Below are 22,489 nucleotides of genomic sequence, written 5' to 3' on the forward strand. Positions count from 1 at the left end.
TATATCGCTTGAATGTGCTTTTCATGGCTACTCTAGATGTTCCTAGAAAAAATTACGGCAAATTGAGGCAATTCATAAATGGCAAATGGGTTGAATCCCACTCGCCCAATTATGCTCCACTATATGATCCGGGATTAGGGAGCATCATCGGGGAGGTCCCGCTCGGCACAAAGGATGACGTGGATGAGGCCGTCAATGCCGCATATGAGGCGTTCAAATCGTGGAGTAAAGTACCGATACCAGATAGGCTTCAATATTTATTTAAGCTTAAACAAATACTTGAGGATAACAAGGAACTCATAGCCAGGGTTAATACCCAGAATCACGGCAAGTCAATAGGGGATTCGAGGGGAGATATACGGAGGAGCATTGAGAACGTGGAGAGCTCAATAGCTGTTTTGCTTTCTCTTTCCAAGGGCGAATACCAGCGCGAAATCGCCAGCGAGATAGACGAGGTCATGGCACGAGAACCCCTCGGCGTGTTCGCGGCGGTAACCCCATATAATTTTCCAGTGATGATTCCTTTCTGGTTTATACCATATGCCATCGCCTTGGGCGATACCGTGGTGGTTAAGGTCAGTCCAGTAACGCCCATACCCATGACGTACGTGATGGAGTTAATTGCAGAGGTGTTCCCGCCGGGAGTCCTTAACTTGGTCCACCTCGATAACTCCGCCGTGGAGTACTTGGTATCCCATGATAAGATAGAGGGAACAGGGTTCGTGGGCACATCATCGATAGCCATGAAGTTATACTCGGCGGCAGCCGCGTCAGGTAAAAGATACATAGGGGGCGGTGGGGCTGCCAATTACGCCGTCGTAATGCCAGATGCAGAGCTTGGAAATACTGTGGAGACCCTTGTACATTCCAAGTATGGAAACGCGGGTCAGCGATGCTTGGCCATACAAAACATAGTTGTGGTGGGAGATGATAACTATTACAATAAATTCAAGAATTCCTTCGTGGAGAGGACTAAGGCATTGAAGGTAGGTTACGGCCTAAACGAGGGGGTGGAGATGGGGCCGATGACAACGGATCAATACCGCCGCAACGTTATGAAGAAGATAGATGATGCTTTGAACGAAGGCGCCAAGCTTGTACTGGATGGGCGGAACTTCACTGTAAACGGGTATCCCAGCGGATTTTACCTAGGACCAACTATTCTGGAGGACGTCAGCCCAACTATGGCGACAGCAAGGGAGGAGATCTTCGGGCCGGTGGTCAATTTGATGAGGGCTAAGGAATTAGATGAGGCGGTTAGCTGGATAAATGCGGGGAAGTATCATCATTCCGCCGTGATATTCACGCAGAACGGCAAATGGGCCAGGACGTTCTCCAATGAAGTGAGGGTGGGGAATGTTGGAGTCAATATAGGCGTGGCCGCGCCCGTGGGCTGGTTCCCCTTTGGAGGTAAGGGCATATCCGGCCTAGGCAGCCACCATCCCCAAATAGACACCGTGGACTTCTTTACAGATAGAAAAATAATAATAACTAGATGGTATTAAATTATTTTTCAATTTGAAATAGCTCAATATTTTTGCTGTATATTATTGATAGTTAATGAACCTCACACAAAATTTTAAAATAAGCAGCATCTTAATCAATCATGACAATAAACATAGGGGTTATAGGGGTTGGCCTGATAGGTAGATTTCATGCATTGACCTTATCGCATGAAATCGAGGACGCGAGGCTTATCGGAGTCGTCGATTCTAACGCCAAGGTAGCGGAGCGAGTGGCCTCGGAGACCCATACCGTTGCATATAACGACTACGTTAAGCTGCTGGAGAATAAGGACCTGGATGCAGTGGTGGTTGCCGTGCCCACCGCGTTCAAGCCGGAAATAATAAAGGCCGCAATGGATTCCGGCAAGCACGTATTCGTGGAGAAACCATTGGCACTGGATTTGAAAAACGCGGATGAGATAGTCGATTTATCCAAAAAACGAAAGGTATGGGTGCAAGTTGGCTATCAACGTCGATTCGATCCAATGTACAGGAAAATAAAGGAGTACATGAATGAGGGAGAAATAGGCGACTTGATCTATATCATGTCGGTCACCAGGGATCCCCCACTTCCCAATCCGGGCGTCAACGTGGAGATAAGCGGCGGCATCTTCCTGGATACCTCCAGCCACGACTATGACACGATCAGGTGGTTGGCCAATACGGAGGCTAAAACAGTTATGGCCCAAGGCTCCCGCGTGACGGGGCAGGGGGATTATGACGTGACCACCACCACTATTGCGCTATCCAACAATGCAATGGCGTACGTGGATGCCTGTAGGTTCAGCGCGTATGGGTACGATACACGCGTTGAGGTTCTTGGCACCAAGGGCTCCATATTGGTGGTGCCCGTCAATTCCTCGCGCAGTAACGATGTTGTACTTGTAAAAAAGCAGGATAAATACGAATGGTTCATAGAGAGATTCCAGGAGGCGTATAAGGAGGAACTGCGGGCATTCATAGACTCTGTCAAGAATGACAAACGACCCCTAGTGACTGCCGAGGATGGTAGGGCTGCATTAGAAATAGCGTTGGCTGCCAAGCTATCCATGCAAAGCAGAAAAGCAGTTGATCTACCGCTGGGTTAGGCATATGCCCGACATAGGGGAGGCCGGCCTAAAGAAATTAAATGATGTTCTAAAAAGCATTTGGAGACGCAGGATAAGTGATCGCGCCAGGGATGAGGCTTACGATATATTGAGGCGGAGGAAGAAGCCCAGCTTGGAAAGGGCTGTGGAAAGGGGATTGATCATACTTGCAGCGGATCACCCGGCCCGGCTGAACTTCGCAGTAGGCGATGATAAGCACGCGTTACTGGATAGGGGAAGATTGTTAGTAAAGACATTTACCGCGTTGATGCTGGATGAAGTGGATGGAATACTGCTCACCGCCGATATACTTGATGAGCTGTTGATATTGGCCAATGTTTTGGAAGATGAGCTGGACATGCCGTTAAAGGAGTATTTAGGCAGCAAAATAATAATAGGGTCCATAAATAGAGGCGGATTAAACGGGTCGATTTTTGAATTGGATGATAGGGTAACCGCTTTTAGGCCCAGCGACATAGCCAAGCTGGGACTGGATGGAGCTAAGTTATTGCTTAGAATAGACTTAAGCGATGAACGAACGCTGAATACCTTGACCTACGCCTACGAGGCGTCCCGGGAGTGCTCCGACTTGGGCTTGCCGTTATTCATTGAGGTGTTCCCGGTTCGCAAGGCGAGTAACGGCTATTCCACAATAGATGATCCATACGAACTGGCCGCCGCGGTTAACGTGGCCTCCGGGTTGGGTTATAGCACGTTTAGGAGGTTCTTGAAGCTGCCGTTCACTCATGATTTTGAAATAGTGGCCAGGTCCACTACCTTACCCATAATGTTGCTGGGCGGCGGATCCGGCGATAGTGGGGTGTTCATAAAGAATGTGAGGGAGGCCTTAATGGCTGGAAACAACGTTGTGGGCGTGGTGGCTGGAAGGAATATTCTTTTTCCCAGGGACTCCGATACTGAGACCGTGATAAAGGAATTGAGAAATGCCATCAATCATGTAAAGGCTGGTAAAAACACATCTACATCCTAGCCCTCAACGTATTGAAGGAAATGCCATAAAGTCTCTTCTGCTGGAACGGGAGGAAATCAGTGATGACTAAATAATGCTGGAGGGATCTGCGTTGATACTTGGTTTAATAAATAGAACATTTACTGCATCAATGTATTGATTGCCTGATTTATGTAGATGATATATATTAATCTCTATTAATATAATATTAACAACATTAAAAAATATTTTATATTTTTCAAGTTTGTAATCTAGAAAATATTTAAAAAACTGCTAATTATTGCAACTATCTATGGGTCTAAATTTCGACGATATGCCTCTCAGAAAGCTGGGAAAATACTTCTGGCTGGCCTGGTTCACGGCATCCATGGGCCAATTCGTCGATGCATACGATACATTGATAATAGGCGCTGCGCTGCTATACTTGGACCCGCTATGGAAATTGACCGCGAGCCAAACCGGATTACTGGCATCGTCGGCATTCATAGGAGTGGCGGTGGGCGCGCCCCTATTCGGAGCATTCGCGGATAGGATAGGCAGGCGGCTTCTATACATTTGGGACTTGATATTCCTGGTGGTGTTCGGCTTCCTCAGCGCGTTTGCAGCCAACTTCGTGCAGCTATACATACTTAGATTATTGATAGGAATCGGGGTGGGAGGAGATTACGCCCTCTCCCCGACAATGGTGGCCGAGTACGCGCCTGCCAAGAGGAGGGGATTCGCGCTTGCATCTATGAACAGCTTCTGGGGAATTGGATCGGTGGTGGGCTTCCTATCTGCGTTCGCCTTCGCCGTGGCCTACGGAGGCAATCCAAACCTAGCTTGGAGGGTGATGCTGGGAAGCGAGGCGATATGGGGCCTTATCATAATAATATTGAGGATGGGCATACTGGAGAGCCCGAGGTGGGCCGCAATACAGGAGAAGATCGGGCAGAAGATAAAGGAGACGCATGAGGACGTGGTCAAGAAGATGACGGGTGGATCCGAGGCATCACTGGATCCGGGCAAGCCCGGCCGTCCCTCTCTTAAGGCCCTGTTCGAGGGAAACATGTGGAAGACGACGCTGTTCATATGGGTATGGTGGCCCGTGGCTGACATCGCCTTCTACGGCTCAAATCTGTACACTCCCTACATAACCAAGGGATTAGGATTAACCACGCCTCAACTGGCCTTCCTGGCCTCCGCGCTCTACTGGGTGATAGCGCTGTTCGGCTACTACACGGCTGCCGTGACGTACGATAAGTGGGGACGTAGATTTATGGTGATAGTCGGAGCCCTAGTAATGGGCATAGACATGGTAGCCGGCTTGGTGATGTACGAGCTAGGCTTGTTCGGGACTAACTTGGCGTTCCCGCTCATAATGATACTATTCACCATATACTACTACTTCATGAACTTCGGCCCCGGTCCCTACACAGTGGCCTTGGCGGAACTATGGCCCACTAGGGTTAGAGCGACTGGGCATGGGTTGGCATCGATGTTCTCCAGGATAGGCGCGGCGGCCAGCACGTACGTCCTACCAGTCCTGGTGAAACAGATAGGATACAGCGGAGCATTTGCATTGCTCGGCGGAGCAATTCTCTTCGTTGCTCTGTGGTCGTACCTATTAATGCCTGAAACTAAGCAGTTGACCCCAACGCAGATAGAAGATAAGTTAACCGGGACTAAGTAAGGGTCCATATCTTCAAATAGTTAAAATTAAAATCAGTATGTTCTTTTGCTTATCGAGTGCGTATTTTCTCCATATAATTCAACAATCAGCTTATCTCGCATGTTATTTAGCGCGGAGAGATTGATTAAATTGATCGATCAATAAACCCAAAAGCTTAATAGTATAGATAATAATACCTATACGGTTATGATAAGATGCGCCTTGTTCGACTTCGATGATACTCTGGTCGACTCGAATCCCGCCAGGGAATGCGCGAGGCGGGCCGTTGCTTCTGAATTGTCATCCCTTACTGGAATAGATAGTAAAATCATAGACTCAGTGATCCTTGAAATAGAGCAGAAAATGGAGGTCTCCAATATATTCAATAGAAATATTTGGTGGAGGAGCGTGGCTAAGGCAATAGGCGTGAGCATTGGGGAGGAACAAGAGAATGGCTTGACATCGCTTTATTGGAGCAAGTGGATTGAGGGGTCCCGTGCATTCAGGGATGCCATATATGCATTGCCGGAGCTGGACAAGTGCGGCGTGGTACTCGGTATGATAGCAAATGACGACGGCACTCCGGGGTATAAGCGCAGGAGGATTGAGCGCAGCGATATCCCGCTTGACTTGTTTAAGCTGATATTGATAGCCGGCGATGATGTGCCGCAGGAGAAGCCCGATCCAGCCCCGTTCAGCAAGGCCTTGTCGATATTGGGAATGGATCCCAAGGCCTGCCTATACGTGGGGGATAAGCCGTACGCTGACGTGCCCGGTGCCAAGAAAGTCGGAATGTGGACTGCTATAGTGAAGAGAGGTCCAATAGGCGATTTATTGCACATGGCTGACGAGGCGAAGCCAAGCTTCGTGATAGGCTCGCTTAATGAATTGATCAATATCTTGCAGTGCTAGGATAATATAATTATTTGACATTCTATTTAGTTTAGTCCAACGGTTTTTACAACAATAATTTGTTGAGGTAATCCATGCTTTTTTTGGCTATATCGTTTGGGCTTTGTCCGGATAATGCCTCCACCTCCACCATTAAGTCGCCATTATACTTCACGTCCCTTAACGCGGCAATTACGGGCTTGAAGTTTATGATGCCATTGCCGACATTCACGAAGTCTGTCGTGAACCTTATCTTGCTCTTGGGGGCCTTCACCCGTAGGTCCTTTAGGTGAACCAACCCGATCTTGCTTGCGTGCTCCTTTATGAACTTTACTGAGTCTATTCCAGCAGCCTCCGCGTGGGCAGTATCTAGGCATATCCTTAATTTAGGTATTGACTCCAGCGCGCTTAGTACTTGGTCCTCGGTCTCAAAGCACGTGCGTAGATGATTGTGTAGAGCCACAGTTATTCCCTCACTGCTCGCCTTGTCAGTGAATTCTGCAAGCATCTTTAAGGCCTCATTACAATCCTTTTTCCTTACAACTACCCAGAGAAGCTTGGATCCAGCTGCCTTAGCCCATTCTATGTCTTGATCCCGCATTACGGAATAGGAACCACCGTTTTCCAGTCCCACCTTCCTCAAGTCATCGCTGACCCTCCTGGGCTCTTTTATTAATCGTGATGGTAACATTCTGACCTCCAGTCCCACGCTATCATATCCTAGTTGCTTTATGTACTCGAGAGTCTCCAAAAAGGATTTCTCATCCTTAAATTTGCCCCACAGAATGGTGGTTATCGATTTCCTCATGACTTAATCTATTGGAGGGGGTTATTAACTTTTTTCAAGGATATTTTGCATATTTAATGTTTGGCAAACTTTAATTAGGAATTGCTCGATAGTGAGGGTATGACTGGCATATTGGTGATTGGAGGAGGACGAATGGGCAGAATACACTCGATTAACGTGAAGTCGCTTGGCGGCGAGTTGCTTGGCGTGGTGGACGTCAATGAGGCAGCGAATGCCTTGGCCCGGGAGCTACACGTGCCGTATTTTAAGGATATCGACGCTGCATTTGCATCGCTTAAGGATAAGGTAGACGCGGTAATAATAGCGACATCCACGCCCACTCATTTTGGGCTGATAAAGCAATCAGTGGAGTGCGGCCTTGACATTTTCGTCGAGAAGCCCGTGGGCATCAATAGAGTGGAGGCAGAGGAAGTGGTTAAATTGGTTCATAATAGCGGCGTTAAGCTGCAGGTTGGGTTTCATAAGCGGTTCGATGCCGATTTCGCGGAGTTTAGCAAGGCAGTGACGAGCGGGGACCTGGGGCGCCCCCTCATCGTCAGATTCGTGGCGCGAGATCCAGTGACTCCGCAACCGCCGGCGGGGATATTCACGGGCGAGGCCGGCGCCATTTTCTACGACTTCGTGATTCACGATCTGGACATGTCGAATTGGTTATTCGGCATGCCGACCGCGGTTTACTCAGATGGAGGTGTATTTATTTGTAAGTGGTACAGCAATGCCAATGATCTGGATAATGTAATCGTTGAATTGAGGTATAAGGATGGACCGCTCGTTACGATATAGACCAGCAGGTGCTCCAACTATGGCTATGACGTGAGGGCAGAGGCATTTATGAGCAAGGGAGTGGTAGGGATGAGGGATTACCTAAACAATAATGTGTTCACAATTAGCGAGAACATAATTAGGACGGCTGTTAGGCCCTGGTTCGCCGAGAGGTTCGATCAAGCATACCGCAGCGAGTTGGCTGCATTCCTGCGGAGCCTATCGGATGGGGTAACCCCCGCTCCTAACGAGCTCGATGGATTGAGGGCAAACATATTGGCAGAGGCAGCCGCTAAGTCGTTCATGGAGGGAAGGCCCATTACGTTAAGTGACGTGGCTTAGCATTGCCGTGCAGTTGCTCCCCCCGTTCCCTTAGAAATTGCATGACCTCATCGTAGGTGGGCATTGCTTCGGAGCAGGAATGCCTGGTCACCACTATTGCGGCGGCTGCGCTGGCGAACTTCAGTACATCCCCCACCTCCCATCCGCTTTTCAATAAATAGAGATATCCGTACAGGAACGCTGCTAGGAAGGCGTCGCCCGCGCCCAGGGTCTTCAACACGTTGACCTTGAACGCCTCGGTGTTTATCGCATTGCCGTGATAAAAAACGGTGGTCCCCTCCCCTCCCCTGGTCACTATTAGTATCCTCTTCTCCTTACCCCTAATCGAGTCAATCGCTGCATCAATGCTTGACTCGCCTGTTGCGGCCAGCCACTCGGGCACGCCGCCTATTACTATGCTTGACTTATCCAGCACCGCTTTGTATCTCTTAATCCTGTCCTCATCCGGCACGCCGCTCCAAGTCGATGGTCTCCAATCCAAATTGAATAGAATTGTTTTTCCAGCGTTGGCCGCTAGATCCACCGCGTGGAGATTCGCGCCTAGGGACGGCTCGGCGGAGAGCCCAGTGCCGGTGATCACCAATACCTTTGTTCCATTTATTACGGAAATGGGTATGTCATCCTTGGTTATCCTGAGGTCGGCCACCTCGCCCTTCGGCCTGTAAAATATGAAGTCCGGGTCCTTGCCTGGAAATATCGCGGCGAACACCAATCCCATCAATGCATCGGGGTCCTCCTTTATGTAGCTCACATCAACCCCATTATCCCTCAAGTAATCCTTGGCGAACTTGCCCAACGGGTCCGTGCTCACCCTGGTTATCAGCGCAGCCCTCATGCCGTACCTGGCGCATCCAATTGCGGTATTGGTTACGGTGCCTCCCACGTATTTCACGAACCGCGCCGCCTTGTCCAGCGGCTTGCCGAAATCATCGGAGTACAGATCTATTCCCAACCTACCTATGAGAACCACATCATAATCGTCCCTTCTTTGATTCATGCCGGGCGCAACTAGGCAAAAAATTTAAACATTATTTTAATCCCTGATAGGTATGCTGTTCAAATATTCGGTTTATAATAAAATCAATGAATTATCAACGGTCTTTGATAAAGACGGTTATCGCATGCAAAGCATAAGCACCAATAGGGAGGTCACCGTACACATGAAGGCCGAAGGCAATGAGAGGCTCATCTTCCCGCTCAAGGGCTCCGTTAAGGCCAAGGATGTAGTTCTAAACGAGTTGGACATGCTCTATGTGCCTAGGAACCACGAGCTTGGCTTGGATGTGTCCCCCGGCTCCGTGGTTTACATAGCGAGCGCGGCGGCGTCGGCGGATAAGGAGATGTTCGTGAGGCGGTTCAGCGAGGGCAAGAGATTAACCGTGGGGTTCCCGCCGTATAAAAGGGATGTGATAACCATGATAGGTGAGGAGGACCCCGTGTGCAGCTTCTTGGCTGGGTACGATGAGGGAGAGCCGGGGAATTGGACCAGCTACCCACCTCACAGGCATGATGGGAAGCCTGAGGCCTATATATTCTACGGCATGGGAAACAGCTTCGGCGTTCAACTCATTTTGACGGAAGAGGATGAACAGGCCTACGTCGTTCATGACTACGATGTCGTGTTGATTCCGAGAGGGTATCATCCTAACGTTGGAACCACGTTGAACGGGATCAAGTATGCCTGGGTGATAGCTGTTCCTCCATCCATGAAAAGGGATTTATCGGTCATGATTCAGCCGGAGTTCAAGAACGTGCCGATGGGTCAGTCCCACCTGAAGACTTGAGGTGTTAATTGATTTTCGCCGGAAAACAGGATTTAATTCCTCTCATCATCAATGGGAAATCAATCATAAATCGAAGTTGGGCCATATCTTCCTGATTTCGCTCATATCCAAGTCAATGCCCAGCCCCGGCTCGTCGCTTAGCTCTATGAATCCCTTGTCTATCAATTGTTTCTTGGGCTTTATTATGCTGTTCCAGAACGGTATGTCGTGGCCATGGAATTCCAGCATGCCGAACGTGTTGGCCATGGACGCTACATGGGCATGAGCCATTGTGGCTATGGGGGATCCTATATTGTGCGGCGACATCTCTATGTCATACATTGAAGCCAGGTCAGCTATCTTGACTCCCTCCCCTATCCCACCGGCCTTAGCGAGGTCCGGGGCCCACACCCTAATTCCAGTTCCCAGTAGATCCTTGAATTGATAAACGGTGTACATGTTCTCCCCCGTCTCTATGGGGACTTGGCAGAGCTGGGTTAGCAGTTTATACTCATCTAGGTTGCTGATTGTCATCTGGGCGGGCACGGGGTCCTCTATCCAGTGGGGTCTATACGGTTCCACGGCCTTGCAAATCCTTGCCGCCGTGTTTATGTCATACCTCCAGTGTAGATCGAACATCAAATCGACCCCATCCCCCACCGCCTCCCTAGCTGCCTTCACCAGAGATGCCAAATAATCTATGTCCCTTAAAGTCAATTCCCCGCTCATGATTAGCGCTGGGTCAGTGTAGGGGGTGGGCACGTCTAAGTCGAACTTGATGGCGGTGAACCCCTCCCCAGCCAATTCCTTTGCCCTGCCTGCATAGGCTTCTGGACTGTAATCCTCATTCCATTTTTCTATGGATAGCCTGCCATGTATTGGATTATTGGCGGAGATAATTCTGCTCCTCTCTATGTTGGCCTCGCCGAGCCAAGCCGGTTCGACGGGCATGGCCAGGGAATTCATGGCCTCCAACCCCTTACCTCCATGGGCATCTACGTATACCCTAATCTTATCCCTATACCCCCCTAACAGCCTCCAGATGGGCATGTTGAGGAACTTGCCCACCAAATCATATAGTGCAATATTTATTGCGGAGATAAAGTGATACGTCGTGGTGCCCGAGTAATGCGTGGCCCACCTGAGCTTCTGCTCTATCCTCCTGATCTTTAACGCATCCTCTCCCACCAACAATTCCCGGAAGGAGGGCAGCATGTTGACGAGGCCAGGCGCGTGACCAGCCTCCCCAACCCCATATAAATCCCCCGCGTATATTTTGACGAATGTCCACTCAAAATTGGCTTGAACGGATTGAGCCCTTATATCGGTTATCCTGAGCTCCATAACTGAATCTGTGTCTGTCGAATAAATTATTTGCTGCGGATAGCATAAGAGGAGCTCCCCATATCAATGCCCCGTGGATTCCATGGGCGGAAAGCACGCTATGCCTCCCCTTCGGCCGAGACAGGAAATCGTCCCGGCAAGCAGAATTGCTCGGCCGCTCAACGCCTACAATGAAATGCCCCGCTTGCCTTCACGTCACTGGAAAGCCGTCCTCACCTCGGCCCAATCCATTGGGTTCCCGGCCCTCACCTCCATCACCCTGCTGGGCCCGGGTATCAGCTCCACCAATTGATCCGCCACCACCCTCCTGGCCCGTGCATCTATCTTGATCAACCCCTCCCTCACCGCTTGCGCGGCCCGCCCCCGCTCCATGCCGCCGGGCCTTATAACGGCGTACACATGCGCCAGCCTAGCCACGGCGCTGGGCGGCGCGGAGATCGGCCGAGCCACCTCCCCATCGAACCTAACCCCCACCCCCAGGGAGAGCTCCACGCCTCTCACCCACCCCCGTTCCCCGTATATCATGAAACTGCCCTTCCCCACATACTCCCCGGAGGGAGCCTCCTTGCCAACCCTGCTTCCCTCCACGTAGAACACGTCGCCCGCCATTGCCCCCGCGATCCAAAGCTTGGAGTTTGACGCGGCGAAGACCGCGGCCTCCATTATGTCCTCCGGATCCGGCGAGCCGCCGTTTATCCTCAAAACCGTGGCCGCCGCGCCGGGCACGTCGGCGTGGAAGAAGAGGTCCTGGTCCCTCATGTACCGCTTCACCAACGCCTCGTTCTGATCGGCGTTTCTCCCAGCCAAGACGCCGCGCCCGCCGGACGTCACGAACCACTTAAACCGCTCGAACCACTCCTTCCCGTACACCACCCTCACCGACTCCTTGAATGAGCTCTCAGCCCCCTCAGCCCTCAACTGCAGCCCCCTCAGCCTCTCCTCCATCCTCCTTATGGTTTCCCCCGCTCCCTCAGCCTTTCGCCTCAACTCCTTGGCTAGCCCGAAGTACTTGTTGGCGGCGTCCCCCGGCGACTCGTTCAATCCGATGACGGCCTCCAACCCACCCAGGTCCAGCCTCAAGGATCTCTTGGCTGCGTCGAAGCCCACGACCCTAATGGAGCCCACCGACAGCCCGAGGGCTCTCTCTGGGAAGGAGTCCTTATCCTCGCCGTAAAGCCTCCTCGCCTCCCTCAGCAACTCCTCCAGGCCGTATAGGTTAAGCATTATAGCCTCCCCCACCCTCCTCGCCTCCTCCGCCTCCGCCTCATTCCTGTTCCTCGCCTTCCTCGCCTCCTCCAAGCTGGCCATCAACCTACCGGCCTCGTTTCTAGCCTCCTCCGCTGATTTACGCGCGGCCTCCTCCGCCTCCAGTCTCCAGAAGTACTCGTCCACGGCCTCGTTGAAGGAATTGAACCTCACCAACTCCCCGCCGATCGTCTTGAAGGGCACGGGAGACACGAACGCCGCCTCCCCGTTCACTACGTGGATGACCGGCTCCCTGGGACCCACGGCGGCCATCACAGCCATCTCCCTAAACGCCCTCCACGCCTCAAGGGGATCCCCGCAATCAGCCCTAGCGCACACCTCAGCCTCCAACTCCCGGCTCAACCCCAGCCTCCTCCCCATGCCCTCCCCAACCGCGTCCAGGAATGAGTCTGCGAAGCGGGGGTCCTTGAAGGACCTTGGGGGAGGGACGTAATGATCACCCAGCCTCAATTCCCTGTCCCTCGACTTATACCCATGGAGCAGCCACAGTATTCGTCTTCCTCCTTCCTCCTTTCCGTTCTTCTCTGCCTCGACGAGAGCGGCGTTGAAGGGGTTGAGCAGCTCCACCACCAGCGTCCCACAGTTCGTCCTAAGCTCGATAACCCTATCGAAGAACGGCACCTCTACACGCTCCAGCCTGCACCCCTCAAGCCTAGCACGCAGGGCGGGGAGTGGGGAGACGTTGGGCGGCATCCTGGTCGTCAGGCTCACCCTGTTCTTGTTGGCCACGATCAATCGCTTCTCCCTGCCCACCCTGAGCAGTATGGAGTCTCCGATCCCGTAGACCTTATCCACGGCCTGCCCAGCCACCTCCGCGTTCAACTCGCCCGCCACGGCCAGCAGGTCCAGCGCTGATAGGGACTTCTTCACCGAGCCCGATGCCCGGCTTGGGTTAAAAACTCTTTGGATGGGCCGCAGTTAAGGATAAATACCGCTCGCTTGATTACCCCCTCGATGTCCGATCAAAGGGAGGGAGGCGACGCGGAGAAAAGGAAGTTGCTCATTCCGTCGTTTCTCACGGCGGACGTGTTCAAGAAGGAGCGGAAGGCCCCCATGGAGAGGCGTCTCAGGCTGAGGAGGAGGGGGGACGTGGATGAGGGGAGGGCATTGATGAATCCCAATACCATGAAGGAATTGAATATAACCATGGAAATAGAGGCCGTGCTGGTGGGCGGCGGCGCGAGGGAGCGCAGGTACGTCTTCAAGGTGGTGGCCAAGGATGACGTGCCGCCCGGCGAGGTTTGGTGCAACGAGGAGGAGCTGAGGAGGAACGGCATAGCGGACAACTCAATAGCAACAATACGCGCCCACAAGAGGGAGCAGAGTGATCAGGGGAATCCTTAAGGGGGACACGGTAATAGTAAGCGACCCCGAGGAGGCGCGGCTCCTCTACACCTCATCGTTCTACGGCAAATTCATTGGATTAGATAAAGTAAAGCCAGGCGAGGTGGTCTCGGCATCATCGCCGCTGCATCTATCCATATTGGATGCAGTATACTTGGCTGAGAAGGGGTCGCTGGAGGTGGTGAGGAGCGACGGCTCCCCAGTCCACATAGATGAGTTGAGGGAGGCCCTGGCGTCCAGGTTCCACGACCCATCCACGGTGTACGGCATATACAGGTTCTTCAGGGATGGGGGGTATATAGTGAAGAGCGGCTTGAAGTTCGGCAGCCTATTCGCTATATACGAGAAGGGGCCCGGTATAGATCACGCGCCCATCCTAATACACTACCTAGACCCGGCCAGGAACCTCACCGCGCTGGACATAACCCGGGCCGCCCGGCTGAGCCACAGCGTTAGGAAGACGTTCGTGCTCGCCACAAGGGACATAGACGACCTCTACTTCATAGGATTCGAGTGGTGGAACCCCTAATCACTTGCCCCTCTTTCCCAATATGTCCAGCCACGGGTTCTCCCGCATGAATTGAGGCACGTCGCCCTGCACCTGCCCCACTCCTCCCCCGCCGCCCTCCTCGACTCTCCCCTCCTCGGCCTTGTCCCCCTCCTCGGCCTCCCCACGCTCCTCCCTTCCGCTCCTCGACCTAATCATGGCCTCCAACTCCCCCACCCTCCTCTCCACCTCCGCCAACCTATCCCTCACCGACTTCATCTCCCTCATCACCTCGGCAATGGCCCCGTCGTCAACGGCTGGCCTCGCAGTGGGCATGGGCATGCTGGCCATCACCTCCGCTATCTCGCTTCCCATAACTATTATGCCTATGCCCAGCCTCCTCATGAGTTTGCCGTCCACGAAGTTAGCCGCGGGCTTATCCACGACTAGGTAGGCCTTGTTGAAGGCCGTCCTACTCCCCGCAACCTCCGCGGCCCGCTTAGCTATGTCGGCCTCGTTGGGTATGTCCAGGTAAACGTACCTGAAGTGAACCAAGTTATTTCCGTCCCTGCAGTTCACGTAGTCCTCCCCCCTCTCCACCACCTCCATGCCTCTCTCCTCCGTTAGCCACTTGATCAGCCTATCCATCTCTCGCTTTAGAAGTAGGTCCAGCACCGCGCTTAGAGGCGCGTTTCTCTATAAAAACCCAACTACCGCTGGGGGGAGGGATTATCCATTAACGCGGACCTGGCGGCTAGGGCGGCTCTCATCAATGCATCCCTCAAGTCCTTCTCGCTCATGGAGGGATCCGCCACGCCCTCCACCGCTGCCTGGTATATGGAGGTGGACTGCCAAGTCTCCTCCGCGGTGACTTTGATAGACTTTATCTGCTTCACGTCGGCCAGCCTCCTCCTAATCTCCTCCTCGAACTTGGCTATGGGCACGGACGCGGGCACGTCCAGCCTGGTCCTGGCCATCCTGAACTGCGCCTCGTCGTGGTTTATAACCATGGCCTGTACCAAGACAGAGTTGGGTATCCGTATGGTGACTCCCTTGTCGTCTATTAACGTGGTGTAGAGGAGGGTCATGTCTACCACGGTGCCCGTGAATCCATTCGGCATCCCCTCGTGGGGATACGTCGCCCTAAGCACTCCGTACTGCCACGTGACCAGGGTCACCCTGTTCCCCGGCTTGAACGGCGACGACAGTATTATCATGACGCCGGCGAAGATGCTGGAGAGGGATTGCTGGACGGCCAGGCCAAGTATGAGCCCCACCGCCGTTCCCCCGAAGGCTGCGGCCGAGGGGGTCACCTTGGCGAACTCCACCGCGAGCGCGATTATCACCGCGCTGACTATGCTGAGCTGGAGGAGGAACTTTATGACGGGCCCCTTCCTGGGATCGCATGCATAGACCATCCTGGTCACCTCCCGCCCCGTCTGCCAGAAGGCAGCCGCCCCAACGGCCACGGTGAGAGTGAGCCTGACCACGTCCTCGTACTGGGCGTACCTATTCAATACGCTGACCTTGAGCACCTCATATATTACGTAGATGAGGATCCCGGCGCCGATCACGGGTATCCAACTAATGATTATCCTCCTCATTAGGTTACCCATGCCGGAGAGGCCGCTGCATTGATTGCTGCCCATGAGTGAGGCGCACTTAATCAATTTAAAAATGTATTAAAAACATAGATGATGCCGAAAGACTTTAAACCCAACCGTGCGCAGAAGGGCATTGAGCGGGGGTGCCCGAGCATGGTCAAAGGGGGCGGACTTAAGATCCGTTGGCGAAGGCCTGCGTGGGTTCAAGTCCCACCCCCCGCACCAACAATGAAGCTATGGTCATCATTTTTAGGTTCCCTGGGAATTGATGACTGATATAACCGCGACTCCCGACCCGGCAACGGTAGGCATGCTTGTTTTTGCATTCCCTGGATATTTGCGTGACCAGTTTTTGGCAACGTATGATAATGCATTACCTGTTTGAAAATCTTGGCGAAGCCAATTATGCGCCTCGCCTTTAAAGACAGGTAAGAGGTCGGTTGACCGCCTAAGTTTATATGAATTTGCTAGGCGATTATGGCGATGCTGGGAGCGTAGCATAATCTACAAGAGGGCCAGTTATTCAGCGTGTCAATAATGGAAAGGATTTATTCCTTAGCTTGTTAATCTCAGTCTTTGACAGATCCTGCTCTGGGTCGTTCTATCTGGGTGCGTGGGCGTTCATAAGTCGTTCACGTCAGGCTCTTGTTTTATAAACGTTCCATTTCTCAGTTCAACGAACGCCCGCTTCAACTCCTCTTCCGTATTCATGACTATGGGGCCATACCAAGCCACCGGCTCCCCTATGGGCCTCCCCGCGAGCAGGAGGAACCTAGCCGGCGCGTCGCCTGCGGCTATCTTGACTTCCTCGCCCTCTCGGGACAGCACCGCCAACTGGCCGAGCGATGCTGCCCGTTCCCCGCCTAACTTAATCGATCCATCGATTACGTAGATGATGGTCGTATACCCATCCCTCACTTCATAGCTGAACTCGGACTCGCTTGGGATGGTTACGTCCATGTAGTGAATCGGCGTCGCTAAGCCGCTCACCGGTCCCTCCACAGCTCCATACCCCGGCGCCCTAATTCTCCCCGCCACCAACACGGCCTCCCCTCCGTTGTCCAGCCTTATCCTCGGCACGCTGCGCCTAGTGATGTTTCTGTACCTTGGCTTGCTCATCTTGCTGGACCTGGGCAGGTTGATCCACAACTGGAATCCCTTTACCTCCAGGTCCTCTTGATCCCCCTCCTTCTTCCCGGGCCTGGGCATCTCCTCGTGGAATATGCCGCTTCCCGCGGTCATCCATTGAATATCCCCCTCCCCGAGCACCCCCGCGACGCCCGTGCTGTCCCTGTGATGCACCTCGCCCTTGAGCAGGTAAGTCACGGTCTCTATGCCTCTATGGGGGTGCCAGGGAAAACCCATCAAGTACTCGCCGGGGTCCCTGGACCCGAAGCTGTCGAGCAGTAGGAATGGATCCATCACATCCACAAGGCCGGGGCTGCCGAACACCCTGTACAGCTTGACGCCAGCCCCATCCCTTGTCCAATTACCCCTAAGTACCGCCTCCACCGTTTTTCGAGCCATTTGTGATATTTAATCAATTATTTAAAAATTGATGGCCGGGTGCCGAGGCCAGTCGAACCATCCCCAATCAACCAAGCGAGGCCTGTGCTAGTGAGATCCTAGCAGCCCCAAGTGGACGCCCTAATCCCTTCCCCTCCCTATATCGTACTCCCGCGTTACTGGCCTCAATATTATCGCCGTCACCTCATCGTCGTTGCTCAAGCTAAGCGCGTCAATAACCCTCTTTGGCAGTGTCACCCCGTACCTAGTAGAGGATGGCCTCCTGATCGCGGTCTCGTACATGTACCACGATGAGCCCTTGACAACTATCACCCGAGCCCTCTCGTCGAAACCCAGGTACCTCACGAAGGATGGTATGGGTATGTACGAGTTGGTAGGCCCGTAAATCCTCACCCGAGCCCTGACCTCGACGCCCTGCAATGCCTTGAATGATTCGATGGACATGGCTCCTCCTCACTTACGGGCTATTAAAGCTTGCCTTTATATTTATTATAAAATAAATCATAACCGAAATAATAGCGATATTATTTTAGATATATATTTATTTAATAATAAATAAAAACTTATAAACCAGTGCACGGAGGGGATAGCCATGTTGCTGGTGATGGGCAGAACAGCGGGCCTCTCATCCAAAGCCCTCGAGGGCAGGTACAAGACACCTGACGACATAAGGGACATACACTTGGTAAGCAAGCCAAGGCTCGGCGACAAACTAATGGACTTCGCGGTGACAGACGACCCAGATGGATTGACGCTGATCTCCTTCGACATACCGGGAGGCGGTGCCAGGATCTACTCAAAGATCAAGGAAACAGCGGCCTGGCTATTATCCCCAAGAATGGATAACTCCACGTACCTAGCCCCAAGCCACGAAGCCAAGCAAATGCTGCTTTCCAAGATACCAACCAAGGCCAACGCCGTCGAGTACCAAGTCGAGCCCATGAACAGGCAATACGTGGAAGCGGCGCTGGGCGAGACATTCATTGAACTAACCAAGTACGCGAGGAAGCGACTGATGGGCCTCATCAACTCAAGGGGCCAAGCCACCTCCATTAGCGTGGAGGCACTATCGACGTGGACCAACGCAGCAAAAACAGCCTCCAGGGAGTGGAGGAGAAGAGGATTCAACGTGGACAACGCAGACAGACTGATCAAGCTGGTCGAAGACATGGTTGAATTCAAGGAGGAACGCAGGGGACGCGCGTGGTAATGGAGTGAATCTTTTCTCCATCATTGGTGGCCGCCGGGGGCTTCGTGATTTTTGGAGCGATAGAGTCGAGATAAATTTTCATCTCGGCTCTGACGGTCCAAATTTTGAAGAAGCGCCACCGCCAACCCTGAAAACCGGGGCGGTTAATCATTGATGTGGCTCTAATTGCTTCGTTGTGGTCAGGTCAATTTTTGGACTATCAGAGCAGCGATAAATTTTCATCTCGAGTCTGCCGCTCCAAAATAACAAGAAGTACGGCTTGCCCTTAACGACGTGGTTTTAAGGTTCTATAGCTCCCTCGCCTCCTCGGGCGGCTTATACTTGATCTTGTTGATTAGCGGCACGGCCGCTGCGGTTAATGCTATTGTCCATGCTATTGTGGAGAGGATGCCGTAGGTCAGCGGCACTCCGTGGTTAATCGCTGGCGCACCGCTCATGTTGATGCTCAATTGGCTTGGCATGCTGGGGAGGCCGGTATACGTGGTTACTATGGAGTCCATTAGGGCCATGAATGGGTTTATGAGCAAGGCCCACTCGGGCAAGCTTAGGAAGAGCGATGTGTAGAAGGAGATGAACACTATAATGAAGGGAATCATAGCTATCCTGCTCACGTGCTTCAAGCTGGTGTTCATTGCTGCTACTCCCAGCAGGAATAGTATTGCTTGCATGAGCAGCGATGTTAATAGGGCCAGGCCCATTACCTCAATTATTCCCAGCGCGCTGCTCGGCATCACGACTGTCGGCGATATGTCGTATCCGTGGTAAATGAAGCCGGCGTAGAACATCGTCATTATGGAGGCGATCATGAATAGAGATAATATGGATGAGGGAATCATCATTCCAAGGTAATATGATGTTATGAATTTTGCGGGGGTTAGCCTGCCGTATCTGCGCAGGTATGCCATGCCGGCCGTTTGGTATATTAGAAAGTAGAGAAGCCCACTGACCTCCTCCCCGCCTTGAAGGGCGAGGGTTCCCCGGGGTCTTGGGGGTTACGCCCCTTTAACGGGCGCTACTCGGCCCCCTCCTCGGTATTGTGGGGGTGTGTCGGCCCCCACTCCCCATCTTCAAAGAGTTAACCGAGGGGGTGAAAACCCCCCACAAACTCCTCACCTAAAAACTTTCTCCCCGCCTCAAAGAGGCGAGGTTTGTCCTCTTTTTTATCAATACGCCTGTCGGCTCGTAGACTATCACAAATGCGAGCCAATCTGCGGTGTACATCTTGACCGCCTCATCCATGTAGGGCTGTGCCAGCTTGGGGAAACTGGAGTTGAATAGGAATGCGCCCATGATTATCCATATCAGCATCCAGCCGATTCCCCAGAACAGCATGTTCTTGTTCCTGAGTTCCGCAGTGACTAGGAACTTGGCTAGACCCATTGGGATCACCTCAGCAATCCATATAGCCTATTCAGGCTACCCATGTCGCTGAATTTAACGCCTTCCCCGCCCTCCACTATGGAGTACCTGGCCCCGCCCACCGTCACCTCTATCAAGGCATCCTTGGACTCCCCCGCGATTATGCTGGCCCTCAACAGTCGCTCAACTTGGATCGGGCCGTAGACCACGCCCTCGATGACCAGGTAAGCATCGTAGCCGGAGAACCTCCTCAGCATGTCTAACTCGTGGGTCACTATCATGCCCTCCTCCCCGTATTCCATTAATAGGCTGGACACCATTAACCTCCTCGCCGGATCCACGTTCTCGAAGGGCTCGTCGGCTATGACTATCTTGGGCCTCGATGCGAGGGCCAGCGCCAGCTTAACTATGGCGGACTGGCCCGCCGATAAGCCGAACACCGGCTTTTTCTCGATGCTTTCGTAGCTGATGTTGAATCTGCCCAGAATGCCCTTGAACTCCCTGCGGTCCACCCCCTTAACGTCCTCCAGTATCTCCAGGAGCCCTGATATAGTCAATGCCATTTGGTATATTTCTGATAAGTTGCAGGATAGCGGCGTGTAGCCCCTCACCTCGTTCACCTCCATGCCGTCAATCTTTATGCTGCCCTCATACGGTATCAAGCCGCATATAGCCCTTAGCAATGTTGATTTGCCGCTTCCATTGGGGCCTATTAGAACCGCCTTGCCGTTCACCTCCATATTCACGTTCCTAACAACGAATGCGCCGCCGCCCACCGATATGGTGGTGTCTCTCAGCTCTATCATTGAAGGCCTATGCGATTTATCTCTATATAAGGAACTTCATAGTTCGCATGCGTGAACTCTATAAAATTATTTAAGGCATCCCGTCAACGTCATTCAATGGAGAATGGAGTGCCGCGGAGGTCGATGGATAGGGCCAATCGCATAGCGGTTGGGATAGCTAGGTTCGAGTATAGGAAGGCGATGGGCATAAGCTACATCTTCTGGTCCACGGTATCCATTTCGTTTGCTGCGCTTTACTCCGCGATCTCGGAGCTCGGCATTCGCAATTCATATCTTCCCTTACCTATGGGTCTGTATGGATTTTTATCCATGTCGGTGGTCATATTATATATTGTTATTTTCTATGGAACCATAATCAACAGGTTCAGCAAGGCTTTCGAAATATTCAATTCCGTCAAGTATGGGATAAAGAGTAGCCACAGGCGTTTGCTGTCGCTGGCCTTGGCCATGCTATTAAGCATCGCCTACTACTTTGCATACGAATTAACAACGGTGTTATCAGTGGCGTTTCTAGCCGTGTTGTCCTCAACGCTGTTATTTATCTTCCTATACAGACCAATGACCATCATGGGGGTGAGGCCTAGGTATTATGATTACATCGCTTGGACGGCCTATATCGTATCCATGTCGCTCGGGCTAATGTTCTATTTCCTTTATTATATAATGACGCTTCTCTGGGTCTACGCCGGCATGGCATCGCTTCTGGAGGCGATGGAGCATGGACGACATTAACGAGCTCATGAAGCTCCTCTCTAACAAAGCCCTGAACAGCAGCGTTAGGTTGGGGATACTGCTGGCTCTATACTATGTAGGCGGCTACATAACGTTCTCCGACATCCGCAGTTCACTCGACATGCCCAAGAGCTCGCTTCACAAGCATTTAACCATCCTCAAGGAGGAGGGGCTAATAGAACATAGGAGAGCAATAACGCCGCTCGGCATTAGAACCGTGATTAAGTTAACCGATAGGGGCGAGGCAATCGTCGAGAAGTACATAAGGCTGATCGGCCAGCTAGACAGCTCAGATAAAGACCAGCTAGATTAAGCAACCCTCCACCCCCAAAGCCGCGGCGCGTCACGTGGACCTGGTGATTTTGGATATCTCCGGCATGAGGCCCATAATCATCTGCTGCCTGCTCAACGTCCTCAGCCAGACCCTGCCGGGCCCCTTCATGTGGGCAAACCAAAGCCCCTCCTCGCCGAAGATCATAGTCCTCAAGCCGCCGACGCGGCTGATCGTGACCCCCACCCCCTCCTCGAAGGCTAGGACATGCCCTGCCTCCGCGTCTATGGACTCTCCAAGCCCCAGGTCCAGGACGACGGCGTCGCCTATGGCGTGGAGGAACACTCGCCCCGTGCCCGTCAACTTCGCCATCAACAACCCCTCGCCGCCCAACCAACCGAAGCCAAGCCCCATTAACTTAGCATCGTACCTCACGCCCGCCTCCATGGCTAGAAACGACCTGTGCTCCGCTAATATGCTCCTCGACCCGTCCAGGTCCACCTCAACTATTTTGCCCGGAGCGAAGCCCGCTAGATCGGCTTGTCCCGGCCCCACCAGCTCCAACACGAAGAAGCTTGCCCCAGTCAATGCCCGTCTGAGCCCCGCCATTAATCCACCGCCTGTGGTTGCCCTCACGCTCACGCTGCTCGACTTCCAAACCAAGTGCCCGCCCTCGGCGTAGACCGCCTCCTCCGGCCCCAGCTCTACCCGTAGGTGCTGCACGTCGCCTCCCATTACTGTGAAGCCAGCCATGAAATT

Annotated in this window: 25 protein-coding genes and 1 tRNA gene; 14 read left to right on the top strand and 12 right to left on the bottom strand. The window is 52.7% G+C overall.

The window, feature by feature from the left end; genetic code table 11:
* Positions 1-23 precede the first annotated feature (23 nt).
* From ACZ5ZS_RS03065 to ACZ5ZS_RS03085, 5 genes are all read left to right on the top strand, one after another.
* Positions 24-1,505 (top strand): aldehyde dehydrogenase family protein, encoded by a 1,482-nt coding sequence (locus ACZ5ZS_RS03065; RefSeq protein WP_188596410.1) that lies wholly within the window; start codon positions 24-26, stop codon positions 1,503-1,505.
* Positions 1,506-1,606: 101 nt separating this feature from the next.
* Positions 1,607-2,593, top strand: coding sequence for a Gfo/Idh/MocA family oxidoreductase (locus tag ACZ5ZS_RS03070; protein ID WP_188596411.1), 987 nt, complete (start codon positions 1,607-1,609; stop codon positions 2,591-2,593).
* 4 nt (positions 2,594-2,597) lie between these two features.
* A complete protein-coding gene (locus ACZ5ZS_RS03075) occupies positions 2,598-3,584 on the top strand; it encodes a Cgl0159 family (beta/alpha)8-fold protein (protein WP_188596412.1) in 987 nt (328 codons plus the stop codon).
* Positions 3,585-3,855: 271 nt separating this feature from the next.
* A complete protein-coding gene (locus tag ACZ5ZS_RS03080) occupies positions 3,856-5,235 on the top strand; it encodes an MFS transporter (protein ID WP_188596413.1) in 1,380 nt (459 codons plus the stop codon).
* Positions 5,236-5,421: 186 nt separating this feature from the next.
* Complete coding sequence (locus ACZ5ZS_RS03085) at positions 5,422-6,126, top strand: HAD family hydrolase (protein ID WP_188596414.1); 705 nt, start codon at positions 5,422-5,424, stop codon at positions 6,124-6,126.
* Between the two features lie 46 nt (positions 6,127-6,172).
* Here the strand turns inward: ACZ5ZS_RS03085 and ACZ5ZS_RS03090 are convergent, their stop codons facing one another.
* Positions 6,173-6,913 (bottom strand): sugar phosphate isomerase/epimerase family protein, encoded by a 741-nt coding sequence (locus tag ACZ5ZS_RS03090; RefSeq protein ID WP_188596415.1) that lies wholly within the window; start codon positions 6,911-6,913, stop codon positions 6,173-6,175.
* Between the two features lie 99 nt (positions 6,914-7,012).
* Here ACZ5ZS_RS03090 and ACZ5ZS_RS03095 point away from each other — a divergent pair, with 99 nt between their 5' ends.
* On the top strand, positions 7,013-7,696 hold the full coding sequence (locus ACZ5ZS_RS03095; RefSeq protein WP_188596416.1) for a Gfo/Idh/MocA family oxidoreductase: 684 nt from the start codon (positions 7,013-7,015) through the stop codon (positions 7,694-7,696).
* A gap of 30 nt (positions 7,697-7,726) precedes the next feature.
* A complete protein-coding gene (locus ACZ5ZS_RS03100) occupies positions 7,727-8,017 on the top strand; it encodes a Gfo/Idh/MocA family oxidoreductase (protein WP_188596417.1) in 291 nt (96 codons plus the stop codon).
* Here ACZ5ZS_RS03100 and iolC read toward each other — a convergent pair.
* Positions 7,995-9,014 (bottom strand): 5-dehydro-2-deoxygluconokinase, encoded by a 1,020-nt coding sequence (gene iolC / locus ACZ5ZS_RS03105; protein WP_188596418.1) that lies wholly within the window; start codon positions 9,012-9,014, stop codon positions 7,995-7,997. The two genes, ACZ5ZS_RS03100 and iolC, sit on opposite strands and share 23 nt — an antisense overlap.
* Positions 9,015-9,138: 124 nt before the next feature.
* On the opposite strand from iolC, the gene ACZ5ZS_RS03110 reads away from it, so the two are divergent.
* Positions 9,139-9,801: a 5-deoxy-glucuronate isomerase gene (locus tag ACZ5ZS_RS03110; RefSeq protein ID WP_188596419.1), complete on the top strand. Its 663-nt coding sequence runs from the start codon at positions 9,139-9,141 to the stop codon at positions 9,799-9,801.
* Positions 9,802-9,864: 63 nt separating this feature from the next.
* Here ACZ5ZS_RS03110 and ACZ5ZS_RS03115 read toward each other — a convergent pair whose 3' ends face one another.
* Positions 9,865-11,124, bottom strand: a complete 1,260-nt coding sequence (locus ACZ5ZS_RS03115; protein ID WP_188596420.1) for a mandelate racemase/muconate lactonizing enzyme family protein — start codon at positions 11,122-11,124, stop codon at positions 9,865-9,867.
* A gap of 195 nt (positions 11,125-11,319) precedes the next feature.
* Positions 11,320-13,260, bottom strand: coding sequence for a ribosome rescue protein RqcH (gene rqcH, locus ACZ5ZS_RS03120; RefSeq protein ID WP_188596421.1), 1,941 nt, complete (start codon positions 13,258-13,260; stop codon positions 11,320-11,322).
* Between the two features lie 84 nt (positions 13,261-13,344).
* Between rqcH and ACZ5ZS_RS03125 the strand changes: the two genes are divergently transcribed.
* Positions 13,345-13,734, top strand: coding sequence for a hypothetical protein (locus tag ACZ5ZS_RS03125; protein ID WP_188596422.1), 390 nt, complete (start codon positions 13,345-13,347; stop codon positions 13,732-13,734).
* Positions 13,715-14,263 (top strand): tRNA-intron lyase, encoded by a 549-nt coding sequence (endA, locus tag ACZ5ZS_RS03130; protein ID WP_306464046.1) that lies wholly within the window; start codon positions 13,715-13,717, stop codon positions 14,261-14,263. Before ACZ5ZS_RS03125 ends, endA begins: the two co-directional genes overlap by 20 nt.
* Here the strand turns inward: endA and ACZ5ZS_RS03135 are convergent, their stop codons facing one another.
* Positions 14,264-14,896 (bottom strand): hypothetical protein, encoded by a 633-nt coding sequence (locus ACZ5ZS_RS03135; RefSeq protein ID WP_188596423.1) that lies wholly within the window; start codon positions 14,894-14,896, stop codon positions 14,264-14,266.
* A gap of 35 nt (positions 14,897-14,931) precedes the next feature.
* Positions 14,932-15,870: a mechanosensitive ion channel family protein gene (locus ACZ5ZS_RS03140; protein WP_188596424.1), complete on the bottom strand. Its 939-nt coding sequence runs from the start codon at positions 15,868-15,870 to the stop codon at positions 14,932-14,934.
* Positions 15,871-15,962: 92 nt separating this feature from the next.
* Here ACZ5ZS_RS03140 and ACZ5ZS_RS03145 point away from each other — a divergent pair.
* Positions 15,963-16,050: transfer RNA gene (locus ACZ5ZS_RS03145), tRNA-Leu, on the top strand.
* A 396-nt stretch (positions 16,051-16,446) separates the two neighbouring features.
* Here the strand turns inward: ACZ5ZS_RS03145 and ACZ5ZS_RS03150 are convergent.
* The gene (locus tag ACZ5ZS_RS03150; RefSeq protein WP_188596425.1) at positions 16,447-17,352 is read right to left on the bottom strand and encodes a pirin family protein; all 906 of its coding nucleotides are present in this window, start codon (positions 17,350-17,352) and stop codon (positions 16,447-16,449) included.
* Positions 17,353-17,472: 120 nt separating this feature from the next.
* Positions 17,473-17,796 (bottom strand): AbrB/MazE/SpoVT family DNA-binding domain-containing protein, encoded by a 324-nt coding sequence (locus ACZ5ZS_RS03155; protein ID WP_188596426.1) that lies wholly within the window; start codon positions 17,794-17,796, stop codon positions 17,473-17,475.
* 148 nt (positions 17,797-17,944) lie between these two features.
* Here ACZ5ZS_RS03155 and ACZ5ZS_RS03160 point away from each other — a divergent pair, with 148 nt between their 5' ends.
* Positions 17,945-18,562 (top strand): hypothetical protein, encoded by a 618-nt coding sequence (locus tag ACZ5ZS_RS03160; protein ID WP_188596427.1) that lies wholly within the window; start codon positions 17,945-17,947, stop codon positions 18,560-18,562.
* A 287-nt stretch (positions 18,563-18,849) separates the two neighbouring features.
* Here ACZ5ZS_RS03160 and ACZ5ZS_RS03165 read toward each other — a convergent pair whose 3' ends face one another.
* From ACZ5ZS_RS03165 to ACZ5ZS_RS03175, 3 genes are all read right to left on the bottom strand, one after another.
* Positions 18,850-19,467: a hypothetical protein gene (locus tag ACZ5ZS_RS03165; RefSeq protein ID WP_188596428.1), complete on the bottom strand. Its 618-nt coding sequence runs from the start codon at positions 19,465-19,467 to the stop codon at positions 18,850-18,852.
* 208 nt (positions 19,468-19,675) lie between these two features.
* On the bottom strand, positions 19,676-19,942 hold the full coding sequence (locus tag ACZ5ZS_RS03170; protein ID WP_188596429.1) for a hypothetical protein: 267 nt from the start codon (positions 19,940-19,942) through the stop codon (positions 19,676-19,678).
* Between the two features lie 5 nt (positions 19,943-19,947).
* Complete coding sequence (locus ACZ5ZS_RS03175; protein WP_188596430.1) at positions 19,948-20,727, bottom strand: ATP-binding cassette domain-containing protein; 780 nt, start codon at positions 20,725-20,727, stop codon at positions 19,948-19,950.
* Between the two features lie 96 nt (positions 20,728-20,823).
* Between ACZ5ZS_RS03175 and ACZ5ZS_RS03180 the strand changes: the two genes are divergently transcribed.
* Both ACZ5ZS_RS03180 and ACZ5ZS_RS03185 read left to right on the top strand, forming a co-directional pair.
* A complete protein-coding gene (locus tag ACZ5ZS_RS03180) occupies positions 20,824-21,459 on the top strand; it encodes a hypothetical protein (protein ID WP_188596431.1) in 636 nt (211 codons plus the stop codon).
* Positions 21,446-21,772: a winged helix-turn-helix domain-containing protein gene (locus ACZ5ZS_RS03185; protein WP_188596432.1), complete on the top strand. Its 327-nt coding sequence runs from the start codon at positions 21,446-21,448 to the stop codon at positions 21,770-21,772. Before ACZ5ZS_RS03180 ends, ACZ5ZS_RS03185 begins: the two co-directional genes overlap by 14 nt.
* A gap of 30 nt (positions 21,773-21,802) precedes the next feature.
* On the opposite strand, the gene ACZ5ZS_RS03190 is transcribed toward ACZ5ZS_RS03185, so the two are convergent.
* The gene (locus tag ACZ5ZS_RS03190; RefSeq protein WP_188596433.1) at positions 21,803-22,483 is read right to left on the bottom strand and encodes a TIGR00266 family protein; all 681 of its coding nucleotides are present in this window, start codon (positions 22,481-22,483) and stop codon (positions 21,803-21,805) included.
* Positions 22,484-22,489 lie beyond the last annotated feature (6 nt).

The sequence above is a fragment of the Thermocladium modestius genome (assembly GCF_055398215.1).